Consider the following 15,427-nt stretch of genomic DNA (forward strand, 5'->3'; position numbering starts at 1 on the left):
TCTTTAAACTTACCACAAAGGCACAAAGACACTAATTCAATTTTCAATATATGTTTATTCTGAGGCAATCTAAATGTACTGTCAAGGCGCAAAGAAACCAAATTAATAAATGGTTATTTATTGTTTGTGTTTGTGCCTTGGTGCCTTTGTGGTAAAAAGATATTAAATGATGTTTGCAGTAGAAACAAATAGGCTCGGCAAAAAGTACAAAAGCCTGGAAGCCCTTAAGCCACTGGATCTGGCCATAGAGCCGGGCGAGATATTTGGGCTGGTGGGGCCGGACGGGGCGGGCAAGACCACCGTCATCAAGCTGCTGGCGGCGCTGATCCGGCCGACCTCAGGCTTGGCTAAAATATTCGGACAGGACACGGTCAGGGACCCCGAAGGGTCCCGGCGCCACATCGGCTACATGTCGCAGAGCTTTGTGCTGTACCCGGAACTGACGGTGGCCGAGAACCTGGACTTCTTCTCCGACCTGTACCAGGTGACCGGCGAGGAGAAGAAGAAACGGATGGGGGAGCTGATGGCCTTTTCCCGGCTGGGGCCCTTCAAGGACAGGCTGGCGGGAAAACTGTCGGGCGGGATGAAGCAGAAGCTGGCCCTGTCCTGCGCGCTGATCCACACCCCCAAGCTGCTACTGCTGGACGAGCCCACCACCGGGGTGGATCCCATCTCCCGGCGCGAGCTGTGGAAGCTGCTCTACGAAATCTGGAAGCAGGGGGTCACCATCATCCTGGCCACACCCTACATGGACGAGGCCGAGCGCTGCAGCCGGATAGCCTTTTTGAACAAGGGGCAGGTGCTGTTATGCGACAAGCCGGAGAACATCAAGGCCGGGGTTAATTTCAAGGTTTACCAGTTGGAGGTTTCGGAACTTCAGAAAGCGTATGAACTCCTGGCGAAATCACAGACTGCCAGGAACGCCGGGCTTTTCGGGGGACACCTCCACGTCCATTTGGACAAGCCGGAGCAGCAGTTGGCGGATATCTCCGCACTGTTCAAGCAGAACGGAATAAAGGTCATCTCCCAAAAACAGATAGAGCCCAGCATCGAGGATGTGTTCCTGTCGCTGATGTAGTAAAGTAGTAACGACAAGAGTAGTAAAGACAAGTTATAATGTATTCCATAGACGCAAATAACCTCACCAAGCGCTTCGGCGATTTCACCGCGGTGGACCGGGTCTCGTTCTCGGTAGAACCGGGGGAGATCTTCGGGTTCCTGGGACCCAACGGCTCCGGCAAGTCCACCACCATCCGGATGCTGTGCGGCATCATCAGCCCCACCGAGGGCCGGGCCACGGTGGCCGGGCACGACATCACCGCCAGCCCGGAGCTGGTGAAGCAGAACATCGGCTACATGTCGCAGAAGTTCTCGCTGTATTCCGAGCTTTCGGCGGAAGAGAATTTCACCTTCTTTTCCGGCATCTACGGGAAAACTTCCGAGGAGATCGGCGAGCTCAGGCAGAAGGTCTTCGGCTCATTGGGCCTGTTGGGCTTGGAGGGCAGGATCGCCGGAGACCTGCCGGGCGGCTACCGGCAGCGTTTGGCCCTGGCCTGCGCCATCTCGCACGGACCAAAAGTGCTGTTCCTGGACGAGCCCACCGCCGGGGTGGACCCGGCCGCCCGCCGCAGTTTTTGGAGCATCATCCAGAACCTGGCAGCGGAAGGAATGACCATCTTCGTCACCACCCATTACATGGACGAGGCCGAGTACGCCGGGCGGCTGGCCTTCATCTACAACGGAAAAATCGTGGCCCTGGACACGCCGGAAAAATTAAAACAAGATTACAAGCAGAAGCTCTACCAACTATACGGCCCGCCGCCGCTGGAGATGATGGAAAGGATCTCCCTGGTCAAGGAAGCCTGCCAGGTGGCGCCGTTCGGCAACGCCCTGCACATCTCCTGCCGGCCGGAAACGGACGTGGCCCCCAGGATCAAGGCCCTGCTGGGCGGGCAGAAATACACGTTGGAACAGATAACGCCCTCGCTGGAGGATGTGTTCGTGGCGCTGATAGACCGTCCGCTGGCCACATCCCTCTCCGATGCGGGGAGGGGCGAAGGCCTGCACTGAGAATGGTTAATTATCTTGCTTTCGAAGTGGAGGGGTCAAAACCATGATACTCCTCAACCGCAGACTATACGGGGTATTCCGCAAGGAACTGCTCCACATCCAGCGCGATCCGCGCACCCTGTTCCTGACCCTGGCCTTTCCGGTGATGATGATGCTGTTGTACGGCTTCGGCATCCGGTTCGACGTCAAGAACCTGCCGCTGGTGGTGCTGGACTACGACCGCTCGGCCTTCACCCGGGAATACACCCAGAGCCTGATCAAGAACGAGGCCTTTGCCTATAAGGGCCACGTGATGAGCTACGCCGAGCTGGAGCAGAAACTGGAAAAGGGCCAGGCCCGGGTGGGATTGGTGTTCTGGCCCGGAGCCTCCCGCCGCCTGACCCGGGGCCAGAGCGTGCCGGTGCAGGTGGTGATAGACGGCTCGGATGCCAACACCGCCAACATCGCCATGGGGTACTTAAGCGCCTTCGGCCAGAGCTATTCCCAGAAACTCCTGCAAAGCGGACAGACCCGGCTGCCGGCCAACATCAACCTGGTGCCCCTGAACATCCGGCCCCGGGTGTGGTATAACCCCGAGCTTCGCTCGGCCAATTTTGTGGTGCCGGGGATCATCGGGGTGATCATGATCATGCTGGGCGCCCTGCTGACAGCCTTCACCATAGTGGAGGAGAAGGAGCGGGGCACCATCGAGATGCTGATCTCCTCGCCCCTGACCCGGTTCGAGCTGATGCTGGGCAAGATCCTGCCCTACCTGATCCTCTCGCTTTTAGCCATCGCCAGCATAGTGGTGATGGGCTACCTGATGTTCAACGTGCCCATCAAGGGCAGCCTGGCGGCGCTGACCGTTTCCTGCGTGGTCTACATGTTCAGCGTGCTGGGGATCGGGGTGCTGATCTCCAATCTCACCAAAAAGCTGCAGGAGGCCATGTTCGCCGCGGTGATGATCTCCCTGCTGCCGGGGATCCTGCTTTCGGGCTTCGCCTTTCCCATCGAAAGCATGCCGGCCTGGATCAAGCCCCTGACCTACCTGGTGCCCACCCGCTATTTTCTGGTGATCATCCGGGGCATCTACCTTAAGGGCATCGGGCCGCTGGTGCTGTGGCGGCAGGCCCTGCCGCTGATAGTTTTCGGGGCTGGGATACTGGTGTTCAGCGCGCTGAAGTTCAAAAAGAGTTTGGATTGAACGGTTTAACCACAAAGGCACAAAGGCACCAAAGTAATTTCAATTAAGTAAAAATGGAAATTGGTGATCGATTTAGTGTCTTAGTGCCTTGGTGGTAGAAAAAAATTAAGAGTATGAACAAACACCGCCTAAAATTTCTGATCCGCAAGGAGTTCATCCAGATCTTCCGCAATCCCATGACTCTGCGGATGATCCTGGTGATCCCCATCGTCCAGACCCTGCTGTTCGGCTACGTCACCACCACCGACGTCAAGAACATCAAACTGCTGGTCTGCGACCTGGACCAGAGCGCCTATTCCCGGGAGCTGGCGGCCAAGCTGACCAATACCGGCTATTTCACCAAGGCGGCCGAGGTCTCCGACCTCAGGTCCATCGACCAATACCTGGACCAGGGCCTGGTCAAGGCGGCGGTGGTCTTTCCTTCGGGCCTGGCCTCCGACGTCACCGCCGGGCGGACCGGGAACATCCAGATAATGATCGACGGCAGCAACTCCAGCGAGGCCAGCATCGCCCAGAGCTATCTGCAGAAGGTCCTGGCCAACGAGTCCATCCGCCTGATCCGGCAGCAGCTCTCCAGGGCCGGCACCACCGGCAGCCTGGAGATGCCCATAGACACCCGGCCCCGGGTCTGGTTCAACCCCGAGCTGAAGAGCGTCTACTACATGATCCCGGGGCTGATCTGCATGGTGCTGTTCCAGATGACCTCGATGCTGACCGCTTTGGGGATCGTCCGCGAAAAGGAGCAGGGCACCATGGAGCAGATCATCGTCAGCCCCATCACCACCTGGGAGCTGATCGCCGGAAAGACCCTGCCCTTTGCCTTGATGGCGCTGATAGACGTGGTGCTGGTGATGCTTTTGGGCACCCTGTGGTTTGGGGTGATCCTCAAGGGCAGCCTGTTCCACCTGTTCGGGGCCTCCATAGTATTCATCTTCACCGTGCTGGGGATCGGGATGCTGGTCTCCACCATCTCCCACACCCAGTCCCAGGCCATGATGATCAACCAGTTCTTCATGGCCACCAACATGCTGCTTTCCGGGTTCATGTTCCCCATCAGCTCCATGCCACAGGCCATGCAGTATTTCACCTACCTGGTGCCCTTGAGATACTTCTTGGAGATCGTGCGCAGCATCTTCCTTAAAGGGACCGGTCCGGCGGCCTGGTGGCCCCAGCTGTTGTTTTTGGCGGTGTTCGGGGTGCTGACCTTCGGGTTTTCGGCGTTGATGTTCAAGAAAAGGCTAGACTGAGCATAAATGGGTTATTTTTTATGGAGTTTGTTGCTCCCGATAAATGTTTTAGGGACCCCTTGCATTTCTTTTGTTATTTTGCTATAATGTTGTTGCTTGATAACAGGTTATCAAAGCACCAAAAGCATCTTGCTATTTTTTAGCAAAATAATCAGAATAAAAAGCAGAAGCCACACGCACCAAAGTTCATTCTTTGGCTCGCTTCTCACCGGGCGGCGCACCACAATGCTGTCAGCTCTGGTACAAATGCAGAGGGTTTCCATTTACCGGCCCTCAAAGTAAAGCGGGTGGCATAGTTTTTTGCCATCGGCTTTTTTCTTTTTACCGGATACAGCCACAGAGACGCAGAGGCACAGAGGGTTTTTATTTATATTGGGTATAAGCTTCGGAATCGGATCAAAAGGTATTCTCTGTGTTTCTGTGTCTCTGTGGCAAATGTATAAACATAAACTCATAACGGAGGGATCACCTATCAGCAAGGATTATCGGGTAAATAACAAGATTCGGGTCCCGGAGGTCAGGGTGGTGGGGCCCGATGGTCAGCAGATAGGCGTGCTGCCTATCGCCGAGGCCCTGCGCCAGGCAGAGGACAAGGGGCTGGACCTGGTGGAGATAGTGCCCGAGGCCAAACCCCCGGTCTGCAAGATCATAGATTTCGGGAAATTCCTTTACCACGAGGAGAAGAACAAGAAGGAGGCCCGGAAGAAGCAGCACGAGGTCAAGGTCAAGGAAGTCAGGCTGGGGCCCAAGATCGGTGAACACGATTACCTGGTAAAATTCAACCACGCCAAGGAGTTCTTGGCTCATAAGGACAAGGTCAGGGTCTCGATGCGCTTTAGGGGCCGGGAGATGGCCCACATCGACATCGGCCGGCGGGTGATCGACCGCTTTATGCTGGAGATCGCCGATGTGGCCGTGATAGAGCAGCAGCCCAAGCTGGAGGGAAACACTATGGTGGCCCTGCTTTCGCCCAAAAGCACCGCATAGCCTGACCTGACATTGTCCGGGTCACCGGTAGTTGAGTGCCCCGCTGTTGGCTGAGTGGCCGGCATTTCGATACGTTCACACTACTTGGGCTGAGTTCATCGAAGCCCTCAATGTCCGGCCGTACTTGTGCTGAGTGTATCGAAGCATCGAAGCCAAGCGGGGCGTATCGAAACCACCGGATGCAACTGATGTCCGGCCGGGATATTCTTGTTCCGGGAATATATAAATCAAAATAATATAAACCACCAAAGGAGAAGCCATGCCAAAGGTAAAGACCAGCCGGGCGGCGGCCAAAAGATTAAGGATCACCAGCAAGGGCAAGATCAAGCGCAACAAGGCCTGCAAGAGCCACAAGCTGACCACCAAGACCCGCAAACGCAAGCGCAACCTGCGCCAGGGAGGCCTGGTGGACAGCGCGAATTCCAAGAGGATCAACCGGCTGCTGCCCAACGGGTAGAACAGGGACTTTCCCGCAAAACACACTAAAATACGCGAAAAATAATTACCATACCGGGAATCAACTGCGAAGTTGCGCTAAGTTTCACAGGAGCCAGGTCAAAAGGATGTTAGCGGATATTTCGCGATTTTTCGCGGGCAGAAAAAGCAACAAAGAAACAGATCATAGAGATCATCAGAAAGGATAGGTAAGAGACCATGTCCAGAGTTACCACCGCAGCCGCCACCCGGCAGAAAAAGAACAAGATATTCAAGAAAGCCAAAGGCTTTTGGGGAGGCAGACACCGCCTATACCGCATAGCCAAGGAAGCCGTGATGCGGGCCGGGCAGTTCGCCTACCGCGACCGCCACAACAAGAAGCGCGATTTCCGCAGCCTGTGGATCATCCGGGTCAACGCGGCCTGCCGCCTGAACGGGATCAGCTACAACGCTTTCATCAGCGGTCTTAAGAAGAACAACATCGCCCTGAACCGCAAGGTGCTGGCCGAGATCGCCATCAACGATCCGCTGGCCTTTGCCAAGGTGGTGGAAGCGGCCAAGAAATAAACTGCCTAACAAGGCGGTTTGTTTGAAATGTTCGAAAAGTTGGAAATGTTTGAAACCGTTTAGATGATCGACAAGCTGAACAAAATAGGCGAAGAAGCCAAGCTGCAGATATCCGGATGCTCCACCCTGGAAAAACTGGAGGAGCTGAGGGTCCTCTATCTGGGCCGCAAGGGACAGGTGACCGAGCTGCTGAAATCGGTATTCTCGGTGGAACCGGCCCAGCGCCCGGCTTTCGGGGCTTCGGTCAACCGGCTTAAGGCGGAGCTGTCGGACCTGCTGGACCGGAAAAAGCAAAGCCTGGAGTCCGCATCCCAGGGCGCCGCCCGGCAGAAGGAAATACTGGACGTAAGCTTGCCCGGGAGGAAACCGCTGCTGGGCCACCGGCATCCCCTGCACCAGATCATTGCTGAAATGATCGGGATCTTCCACGGCCTGGGGTTCACCGTGGCCGAGGGCCCGGATGTGGAGACCGAGTTCAACAACTTCGACGCCCTGAACACGCCCCCCGACCATCCGGCCCGCAATTACCAGGACACCTTCTATCTTAAAGAAGGCGGTCTGTTGCTGCGGACCCAAACTTCCCCGGTGCAGATCAGGACCATGCTGTCGCAAAAGCCCCCGGTGCGGATCATCGCCCCGGGCCGCTGCTACCGCCGCGACGCCATCGACGCCTCGCACATGCCGGTGTTCCATCAGATCGAAGGCCTGTACGTGGACAAGAACGTCTCCCTGGCCGACCTCAAGGCCACCATCACCTATTTCGCCCGGGCCCTGCTGGGGCCAAAGATGAAGATCCGCTTTCGGCCGCACTTCTTCCCCTTCACCGAACCCAGCGTGGAATACGATTTTTCCTGCGTGTTCTGCCAGGGCGGGGGCTGCAGGGTCTGCAAGCAGTCGGGCTGGCTGGAGATCTCCGGGGCCGGGATGGTGGACCCCAATGTCTTCAACAACGTGGGCTATGACCCGGAAATATATTCAGGATTTGCCTGGGGCCTGGGAGTGGAGAGGGTGGCCATGCTGAAGTACGGCATCAACGACATCCGCCATTTTTATTCGGGCGATATCAGGTTCCTGGAACAATTCTAATTATAATCCCGGCTGATGGCGCCGGAGCAAAGAGGTTAAAATGAAGCCAATAAATATAGGGGACCTGAAGATCAAGCTGCCCCTGATCCAGGGTGGAATGGGGGTGGGGATCTCACTGGCCGGGCTGGCCTCGGCGGTGGCCAACGAAGGCGGGGTGGGAACCATCGCCACCGCCGGCATCGGGATGAACGAGCCCGATTTTGCCACCAATTATCTGGAGGCCAACCTAAGGGCCTTAAGAAAAGAGATCCGCAAGGCCAGGGCCATGACCAAGGGCGTGCTGGGGGTCAACATCATGGTGGCCCTTTCCAATTACGCCGACCTGGCCAAGACCTCGGTGGAGGAAGAGATAGACATCATCTTCTCCGGGGCCGGCCTGCCCTTTGACCTGCCCAAGTTCCTGACCCCGGATTCCAAGACCAAGCTGGTGCCCATCGTTTCCTCGGGGAGGGCGGCGGCCATCATCGCCAAAAAATGGTTCGACAAATACAACTACCTGCCGGATGCGGTGGTGGTGGAGGGCCCGCTGGCCGGGGGCCACCTGGGCTTTAAGCTGGACCAATTGGAAGACCCCAAATATTCCCTGAAGAACCTGATCCCCGAAGTGGTCGAGGCCCTTAAACCCTTCGTGGAAAAATATAAAAAAGCCATCCCGGTGATCGCCGGGGGCGGCATCTACACCGGGCAGGACATCCGGGAGGCCTTTGACCTGGGAGCCGACGCCGTGCAGATGGGCACCCGGTTCGTGACCACCAACGAATGCGACGCCTCCGAAGTGTTCAAGCAGGCTTACCTGGATTCCAAAAAAGAGGACGTGGTGATCATCAAGAGCCCGGTGGGGATGCCGGGCCGGGCCATCCGCAACCAGTTCCTGGACGATGTGGTCAAAGGCGAGAAGAAGCCGTTCAAGTGCCCCCACCAGTGCATCATCACCTGCGACTTCAAGAACACGCCCTACTGCATTGCCCTGGCTCTGATCAACGCACAGCAGGGGCTGATGAAGGACGGCTTTGCCTTTGCCGGGGCCAATGCCTTCAGGAACAACTGCATCATCTCGGTAAAAGAGACCATCCAGGCCATCATCCGGGAATTCAACGAGAGCGTCAGTTTGGCCGGGGCCCAGCCGGCGGGAATTCCCATATCATAGTAAATGTCTATCTAATTGGCTCAGGCACAACACCCCAAAAGTTTTCTATCCGCAGATTTCACAGATTTTCGCAGATTTTTCTAAGCCGGTTAATATTTATAGGTATAAATAGAATCGTTACCATCTGCGTTAATCTGTGGATAAAGGTTCCTAAGTAAGTTAGATAATCATTTCATAGCATTTACAGAGCACCATGAAGATCTCCTATAACTGGCTTAAAGAATTCATAGACTTCAACTGGTCCGTCAAGGAACTGGCCGGAAAGCTGACCTTTGCCGGGGTCGAGATCGAAGGCATCGAGGAGCTTCCCTCCGGGGACTTCCAGCTGGACCTGGAGATCACCCCCAACCGGCCCGACTGCCTTTCGTTCCTGGGCCTGGCCCGAGAGATCAGGGCCCTTAATGGCGGACAGATAAATGTCCCCGTATGTCAGGTAACCGAAGGAACACAGGATGTAAATGCTTTGGCCAGGGTCGAGGTGGAGGACAAACAGGGCTGTCCCCGCTATCTGGCCCGGGTGATAACCGGGGTCAAGGTGGCGGAATCGCCGGAATGGCTGAAGAAAAAACTGGAGAGCATAGGCCTGCGGCCCATCAACAACGTGGCCGACATCACCAACCTGGCGCTCTATGAATTCGGCCATCCCCTGCACGCCTTTGACCTGGACAAGCTGTCCGGCCATAAGATCATTGTGCGCCGGGCCAAAGCTGGCGAATCCATGGTAACCCTGGACGGAACGGAACGCAAGCTAACCCCGGAATACCTGGTCATCGCCGACGCCCAAAGGCCCGCGGCCATCGCCGGCATCATGGGCGGGCTGGAATCCGAGATCTCATCGGCCACCAAAAATGTCCTGTTGGAGAGCGCCTACTTTGACCCGCCGCTGATCCGCCGGGGCAGCAAGGCTCTTGGTTTAAAGAGCGATGCCTCCTACCGCTTTGAGCGGGGGGCCGATCCCAATATCCTGGAACAGGCGATCAACCGGGCGGCCCGGCTGATCTCGGAAATTGCCGGCGGACAAGTGGCCAAAGGGATCATAGATGTTTCGGCCCAAAAGTTCCCGGCGGACTGGGTGCTGAAACTCCGGCCGGAGAAGGTCTGCAGCCTTTTGGGGGCGGACATCAAACCTGAAAGAATGACAGAGATCCTCAACGCCCTGGAGCTTAAGGCCGGGGTCTCCGGAAACGTAATAAATGTGCAGGTCCCCAGCTTTAGGGCCGACCTAAGCCGGGAAGCCGACCTGATAGAGGAGATCGGCCGGATATACGGCTACGACAACCTGCCGTCCGAGGGGATAACCCCCTGGCCGGTGCCGGGAGTGCAAAGGCCCAGGGAAAAAGCCGTGGATAATATTGTGACCGCCCTGGTCTCCCAGGGTTTTTGCCAGCACTACGGCCTGCCCCTGATGGACCCGTCGCATTATGCCAAGCTGGGATTGGCCCAGGACGCCAACATGGTGGAACTGGACAACCCGCTTTCCTCGGACCTCTCGGTATTGCGGCCGATGCTGCTGCCGGGGCTTTTGGAGGCGGGGCAGAGGAATTTGAATAACGGGATGAACCGGATAAGGCTGTTCGAGTGCGGACTGGTCTTTGCCCCGGGCAAACCGGCACCTTCGGAATCACTTAAGCTGGGGATCCTGGCCTGCGGGGAAAGAGAGAACCAGAGCTGGGACCGGAAGCCGGGAAGTTTTGATCTCTTCGACCTGAAGGGGGCCCTGGAGGTCTTGTTTGAGTCCCTCAAGATCAAGGGGATCTCCTATTCTGCTGAATTCAAAACACCAAAACCATTCCTGCATCCCGGCCGTTCGCTGGAACTGCTGCTAAACGGGGTGGTCATCGGCTGGGCCGGCGAGCTGGACGCTTCCGTTCTCAAGGCCTGGGACATCAAGGAAAAACTATACTGTTCGGAGCTGGAGCTGGGAACAATTCTCAATCTGATGGCCGGGGCCGTCTCCCAGTTCTCCGAGATCCCCAAATTCCCGGGGGTCAAGCGCGACCTGGCCATCATGGTGCCGCAGCCGGTCACCAGCCGGGAGATACTGGATGCCATCACAAAAACCGGCGGGGCCACATTGGAGCGGGCCGAGTTGTTCGATCTTTACGCCGGGGACCAGGTGGAAAAGGGCCAAAAGAGCCTGGCCTTCTCGCTCTCCTACCGACATGCAGAGCGGACCCTGACCGACGCCGAGGTCAACCAGGTGCACCAGGAGATAGTCAAAGCGCTTAAGGACAAGTTCGGGGCCGGGATCCGTTGAGAGGACCCTGTCTTTCGGACGCTGATTAACGCAGATATTATCGATATCCTTCACAGAATCAGTAAATAGCTCGATATATATAGGTATTTTCAGTGTTTCCGTGGTAAAAGTTACTTTACATAATTCTGAAACACCCCAACAGGTTTTTAATATATAATTCAAAAGCGAGGACATCAATATGAGCGGAGATCCCCTGGCGATATTGGAAGAACGAATAAACCGGGCGGTTGACAAGATCACCGAATTGAAGAACCAGAAGGAAAAATTGGAAAAGGACAACCAGGACCTCAAGGACAAGATAGACCACCTGACCAAGAGGCTCAAGACCATCGAGGACGAAAAAAAGCAGCAGACCAACCTGGAGGACGAGAACCAGAAACTTCAGCAATCCCAGGATGAGGCCAAGAAAAGGCTGACAGAGATCATAGACAAGCTGGAAAAACTCAAGGACTAGTTTCCGGGGCCTGGGGCCCAAGAAACCGCAGGGACAAAAAGAAAAACCAAAATATAGGGTAACATGACCGTATCCAAAAACGGGATCAAAGTGGAGATCTTCGGCACCGAATACCGCATCAAGGGTGACGCCAACGGCGACTACATCAAGCAGGTGGCCGGGCTGGTGGACGAGCGGATGCGCCAGATAGCCGAGGCTTCGATGACCGGCTCGGTGGCCAAGATCGCCATTTTGGCGGCAGTCAACATAGCCGACGAGCTTTTAAAGGAGCGCCTGGCCCGGGAATCGGCTATGGACAAGCTGTCGGAACGCCTGAAGCAGGCAGAGGAAAACGGACAGGAATAATTTTTCACTTCCCTCTTGCATTTTTAGCTTCACGGTGTTATATTAGCCGAAGCGGAGGATGAAACGCCTCCCGGTTTTTGGTATATTATTAGTTCTTTATTTCCCTGCGGTGTCCGTATCGATCGGATTATTTTTGAGCCAACACCTGTTCATTTAGGGCCTAAACCTTCGGGCGCGGTGTGCATGCCTCTCTTAATTGGGGGGAAGCCTTAACCGTCTGAGGCGGCACCATTTTTTGAATAGGTTCAAAATGTCCTTTCGACCGGCACAGGCGGGGAATTTTTATTTCCGGGGACCACTAAGCGGGACCCTACCACGGAAACACCGAAATCATGCAGAACACGGAACTAGATTAAATCAAAGGTTCAGGTGTTAAGATTAATAGATTCCGTCATTCCGTGTTTCAGTGGTAAGGTTTTGCGCAGAACTCTCAAACCACAACAAGAAATCATCACCTAGTTATCGACCGACCCGGATCCGTTACAAGGCCGGGAAACGTGAAAAGGAAAGGGAAAAATGCTGATAGCACTATGGATAGCGATATCGCTGGTATGTCTGGGTCTGGGGTTCTTCTTCGGATACCTGCTGCACAAGAAAATGGGGGAAGCCAGGATCGGTGATGCCCAGAAGCTGGCAGAGAAGATGATCAACGAGGCCCAGCGCGAAGCGGCCACCTACAAGAAGGAAGCCCAGGTTCAGACCAAGGAAGAATGGTACAAGCTCAAGAATAATTTTGAAAAAGAGACCCAGAGCAAACGGAACGAGCTGAAGGACATCGAGAACCGGATACTGGAAAAGGAAAAGCAGAACGACCGTAAGGTGGACATCATCAGCCGCAAGGAGAAAGAGGTGGAGATCCGGGAGCGGGACCTGGTGGCCAAGGAGCGGGTGATACGGGCCAAGGACGAGCGGCTGACCATCATGATCGACGAGCAGAACGCCAAGCTGGAGCAGATCGCCGGACTGACCCAGGAGGAGGCCAAGAAACAGCTGATGCAGAATCTGGAGACCCAGGCCCGGCACGAGGCGGCCCAGCTGATCAAGACCATCCGGGACGAGGCCCGTGATAACGCCGAAAAGGAGGCCAAGCAGATAATAGGGCTGGCCATCCAACGCTACTCCGGCGAGCACACCGCCGAGACCACGGTGTCTGTGGTGCCCCTGGCCTCGGACGAGATGAAGGGCCGGATCATCGGCCGGGAAGGCCGCAACATCAGGGCCTTTGAGGCCGCCACCGGGGTGGAAGTGCTGATAGACGACACTCCGGAAGCCATCGTGATCTCGGGCTTTGACCCGGTGCGCCGGGAAATAGCCCGGATCGGTATGGAAAAACTGATCTCTGACGGCCGGATCCAGCCGGCCCGGATAGAGGAAGTGATCGAGAAGGCCAAGATAGAGGTGGACCGCAGCATCCGGGAGGCCGGCGAGGGCCTGGCTTTGGAGGTCGGCGTGGCCGGCCTGCACCCCGAGCTGATGGTGCTTTTGGGCCGCCTGAAATACCGCACCAGCTACGGGCAGAACGTGCTTCAGCATTCCAAGGAAGTGGCCTTTTTGGCCAGCGTGATGGCCGGGGAGCTGGAACTGGACCAGTCCATAGCCAAGCGCTGCGGGCTGCTGCATGACATCGGAAAATCCGTTGACCACAACATAGAGGGCACCCACACCCAGATCGGGATGGACCTGGCCAAGCGCTACGGCGAATCGGCAATGATCATCAATGCCATCGGGGCCCATCACGAGGACATCGAGGCCACCTCGCTGTACTCGGTGCTGATCGCGGCCGCCGACGCCATATCCGGCGCCCGGCCCGGGGCCAGAAGGGAATCGCTGGAGGCCTACGTCAAGCGGCTGGAGAAACTGGAGGAAGTGGCCTATTCCTTCAAGGGCATCAGCAAGGCTTACGCCATCCAGGCCGGCCGCGAGGTGAGGATAATGGTGATCCCCGAGGACGTCAACGACAACCGGGTCACCGAGATGGCCGGGGAGATCGCCCACAAGATAGAGCAGTCGTTGCAGTACCCGGGGCAGATCAAGGTCACCGTCATCCGCGAGACCCGCGGGGTGGGGTACGCTAAGTAACTAAGAGCAAATATGAGTAGTCAGTAGCCTGTATCCACTATACGGAATACAGTATACTGACTACTGAATAGTGGATACCCATAAGTGCCTTCATGAAAATACTATTCATCGGCGACATCATCGGGAGCCCGGGGCGGAGCGCGGTCAGGCACATCATGCCGGAGATCGTCAAGGAGCACGGGGTGGACTTCGTGATCGCCAACGGCGAGAACTCTGCGGCCGGCTTCGGGCTGACCGTGACCGTGGCCAAGGAGCTTTTTGCCCTGGGGATAGACGTGCTGACCACAGGCAATCACCTTTGGGACAAGAAGGAGATCATTCCCTTTCTCTCCAGCGAAAAGCGGATCCTGCGGCCGGCCAACTATCCCGACGGATCGGTGGGTTTCCCTTACGGAGTTTACAAGGCGGAGAACGGCACAAAAGTGGGCGTACTCAATCTCCTGGGCCGGGTGTTCCTGTCCACCACCGACTGTCCCTTTAAGGCGGCGGACAAGGCGCTGAAGGAGATCAAGAAGGAAACGGACATCGTGATCGTGGACATCCACGCCGAGGCCACCTCGGAGAAGATCGCCATGGGCTGGTACCTTGACGGCCGGGTGTCCGCGGTCATCGGCACCCACACCCACGTGATGACGGCCGACGAGCGGATCCTGCCGCTGGGCACGGCCTACATCACCGATGCCGGGATGTGCGGGGGATTCGACGGCGTGATCGGGATGGAGAAGGAAGGGATCATCAAGCGCTTTTTGGACCAGATGCCTGCCAAGTTCGCCCCGGCCGAGGGGGACGTGAGGTTCAATGGAGTAGTGGTGGACGTGGACGAGAAGAACGGGAAGGCAAATAATATTATACGCACTAATAAAACCTAGGCAAGGTAAGTATATAATGGCTGAAGAAACAATAAAAGCACATTGCAATAAATGTGTTGGAATACGTAATCACAATATCCTTTTTTCCGAAAAGGAGCACACTCAACAAAATGTTGATGATGACAGGGATGGAATTATAATTTGGTGGGAAGATAAATATGCATTAGTAAAATGTCTTGGTTGTGGCAATATAAGCCTTATGCACACGTCTTGGTTTTCCGAGGATTGTGACTATAACGGCAAGCCATATGAGAAAATTAATTATTATCCACCAGCGATATCAAAGCCCATTCCTAAATGGATTAACGACCTCGATACCTTTTTAAATTCTGAAGAAACTCAAATTGCAGAACTACTTAAGGAAATATATGCAGCACTTTACAATGATTCAAAGCGTTTAGCAATCTTGGGAATTAGATCATTACTTGAACATGTAATGATAGCCAAAACAAGTGATCAAGGTTCGTTCAATAAAAACATTGATAGCTTTTATGAATTAGGGTATATAGCTTCAAAACAAAAAGATTTGATTATAAAAGCACTTGATGTTGGGCATGCAACAACTCATCGCTCTTTTGTGCCATGTGTTGATGACATAATGACAACTCTAGGAATATGTGAAACGATAATTGAAATGATATATATTCATCCAAAGAAGATGGAAATCGTTTCAAAACGCATACCAAAGCGTAGTAAATAAT

Annotated in this window: 15 protein-coding genes and 1 other RNA gene; all 16 read left to right on the forward strand. The window is 55.3% G+C overall.

Features of this window, described 5'->3' with window-relative positions:
* Window positions 1–166: 166 nt before the first annotated feature.
* The 16 genes from HZA73_09060 (at window position 167) to HZA73_09135 (ending at window position 15,426) form a co-directional block, all read left to right on the forward strand.
* Window positions 167–1,078, forward strand: coding sequence for an ABC transporter ATP-binding protein (locus tag HZA73_09060; protein MBI5806182.1), 912 nt, complete (start codon window positions 167–169; stop codon window positions 1,076–1,078).
* 38 nt (window positions 1,079–1,116) lie between these two features.
* On the forward strand, window positions 1,117–2,070 hold the full coding sequence (locus HZA73_09065) for an ABC transporter ATP-binding protein (GenBank protein ID MBI5806183.1): 954 nt from the start codon (window positions 1,117–1,119) through the stop codon (window positions 2,068–2,070).
* A 43-nt stretch (window positions 2,071–2,113) separates the two neighbouring features.
* A complete protein-coding gene (locus tag HZA73_09070) occupies window positions 2,114–3,253 on the forward strand; it encodes an ABC transporter permease (GenBank protein MBI5806184.1) in 1,140 nt (379 codons plus the stop codon).
* Between the two features lie 113 nt (window positions 3,254–3,366).
* A complete protein-coding gene (locus HZA73_09075) occupies window positions 3,367–4,500 on the forward strand; it encodes an ABC transporter permease (protein MBI5806185.1) in 1,134 nt (377 codons plus the stop codon).
* A gap of 435 nt (window positions 4,501–4,935) precedes the next feature.
* Window positions 4,936–5,487 (forward strand): translation initiation factor IF-3, encoded by a 552-nt coding sequence (locus HZA73_09080; GenBank protein ID MBI5806186.1) that lies wholly within the window; start codon window positions 4,936–4,938, stop codon window positions 5,485–5,487.
* A gap of 259 nt (window positions 5,488–5,746) precedes the next feature.
* Window positions 5,747–5,944, forward strand: coding sequence for a 50S ribosomal protein L35 (gene rpmI / locus HZA73_09085; GenBank protein ID MBI5806187.1), 198 nt, complete (start codon window positions 5,747–5,749; stop codon window positions 5,942–5,944).
* A 197-nt stretch (window positions 5,945–6,141) separates the two neighbouring features.
* On the forward strand, window positions 6,142–6,489 hold the full coding sequence (rplT, locus tag HZA73_09090) for a 50S ribosomal protein L20 (GenBank protein MBI5806188.1): 348 nt from the start codon (window positions 6,142–6,144) through the stop codon (window positions 6,487–6,489).
* Window positions 6,490–6,552: 63 nt separating this feature from the next.
* Window positions 6,553–7,575 (forward strand): phenylalanine--tRNA ligase subunit alpha, encoded by a 1,023-nt coding sequence (gene pheS, locus HZA73_09095; GenBank protein MBI5806189.1) that lies wholly within the window; start codon window positions 6,553–6,555, stop codon window positions 7,573–7,575.
* A 40-nt stretch (window positions 7,576–7,615) separates the two neighbouring features.
* On the forward strand, window positions 7,616–8,722 hold the full coding sequence (locus HZA73_09100; GenBank protein ID MBI5806190.1) for a nitronate monooxygenase: 1,107 nt from the start codon (window positions 7,616–7,618) through the stop codon (window positions 8,720–8,722).
* Window positions 8,723–8,915: 193 nt separating this feature from the next.
* Window positions 8,916–10,979: a phenylalanine--tRNA ligase subunit beta gene (locus tag HZA73_09105; GenBank protein ID MBI5806191.1), complete on the forward strand. Its 2,064-nt coding sequence runs from the start codon at window positions 8,916–8,918 to the stop codon at window positions 10,977–10,979.
* Window positions 10,980–11,157: 178 nt separating this feature from the next.
* Complete coding sequence (zapB, locus tag HZA73_09110; protein MBI5806192.1) at window positions 11,158–11,433, forward strand: cell division protein ZapB; 276 nt, start codon at window positions 11,158–11,160, stop codon at window positions 11,431–11,433.
* Between the two features lie 63 nt (window positions 11,434–11,496).
* Entirely contained in the window at window positions 11,497–11,778 is a 282-nt protein-coding gene (locus tag HZA73_09115; GenBank protein MBI5806193.1) for a cell division protein ZapA, read from the forward strand.
* Window positions 11,779–11,876: 98 nt separating this feature from the next.
* A non-coding RNA gene (ssrS, locus tag HZA73_09120) (6S RNA) lies at window positions 11,877–12,060 on the forward strand.
* 234 nt (window positions 12,061–12,294) lie between these two features.
* The gene (rny, locus tag HZA73_09125) at window positions 12,295–13,857 is read left to right on the forward strand and encodes a ribonuclease Y (protein MBI5806194.1); all 1,563 of its coding nucleotides are present in this window, start codon (window positions 12,295–12,297) and stop codon (window positions 13,855–13,857) included.
* A 92-nt stretch (window positions 13,858–13,949) separates the two neighbouring features.
* Window positions 13,950–14,726: a TIGR00282 family metallophosphoesterase gene (locus tag HZA73_09130; GenBank protein ID MBI5806195.1), complete on the forward strand. Its 777-nt coding sequence runs from the start codon at window positions 13,950–13,952 to the stop codon at window positions 14,724–14,726.
* A 16-nt stretch (window positions 14,727–14,742) separates the two neighbouring features.
* Window positions 14,743–15,426 carry a DUF4145 domain-containing protein gene (locus HZA73_09135; GenBank protein MBI5806196.1) on the forward strand — a complete coding sequence of 228 codons (684 nt, stop codon included), beginning with the start codon at window positions 14,743–14,745 and terminating at the stop codon, window positions 15,424–15,426.
* Window position 15,427 lies beyond the last annotated feature (1 nt).

It is taken from the genome of candidate division TA06 bacterium (assembly GCA_016235665.1).
GTDB lineage: Bacteria > Edwardsbacteria > AC1 > AC1 > EtOH8 > UBA5202.

Coding starts and splice junctions, on each gene's coding strand:
- HZA73_09100 (MBI5806190.1), top strand. CDS start 7,616: ATGAAGCCAATAAATATAGGGGACCTGAAGATCAAGCTGCCCCTGATC.
- rplT (MBI5806188.1), top strand. CDS start 6,142: ATGTCCAGAGTTACCACCGCAGCCGCCACCCGGCAGAAAAAGAACAAG.
- HZA73_09065 (MBI5806183.1), top strand. CDS start 1,117: ATGTATTCCATAGACGCAAATAACCTCACCAAGCGCTTCGGCGATTTC.
- HZA73_09115 (MBI5806193.1), top strand. CDS start 11,497: ATGACCGTATCCAAAAACGGGATCAAAGTGGAGATCTTCGGCACCGAA.
- rny (MBI5806194.1), top strand. CDS start 12,295: ATGCTGATAGCACTATGGATAGCGATATCGCTGGTATGTCTGGGTCTG.
- HZA73_09080 (MBI5806186.1), top strand. CDS start 4,936: ATGTATAAACATAAACTCATAACGGAGGGATCACCTATCAGCAAGGAT.
- HZA73_09075 (MBI5806185.1), top strand. CDS start 3,367: ATGAACAAACACCGCCTAAAATTTCTGATCCGCAAGGAGTTCATCCAG.
- HZA73_09105 (MBI5806191.1), top strand. CDS start 8,916: ATGAAGATCTCCTATAACTGGCTTAAAGAATTCATAGACTTCAACTGG.
- zapB (MBI5806192.1), top strand. CDS start 11,158: ATGAGCGGAGATCCCCTGGCGATATTGGAAGAACGAATAAACCGGGCG.
- HZA73_09130 (MBI5806195.1), top strand. CDS start 13,950: ATGAAAATACTATTCATCGGCGACATCATCGGGAGCCCGGGGCGGAGC.
- HZA73_09060 (MBI5806182.1), top strand. CDS start 167: ATGATGTTTGCAGTAGAAACAAATAGGCTCGGCAAAAAGTACAAAAGC.
- pheS (MBI5806189.1), top strand. CDS start 6,553: ATGATCGACAAGCTGAACAAAATAGGCGAAGAAGCCAAGCTGCAGATA.
- HZA73_09135 (MBI5806196.1), top strand. CDS start 14,743: ATGGCTGAAGAAACAATAAAAGCACATTGCAATAAATGTGTTGGAATA.
- rpmI (MBI5806187.1), top strand. CDS start 5,747: ATGCCAAAGGTAAAGACCAGCCGGGCGGCGGCCAAAAGATTAAGGATC.
- HZA73_09070 (MBI5806184.1), top strand. CDS start 2,114: ATGATACTCCTCAACCGCAGACTATACGGGGTATTCCGCAAGGAACTG.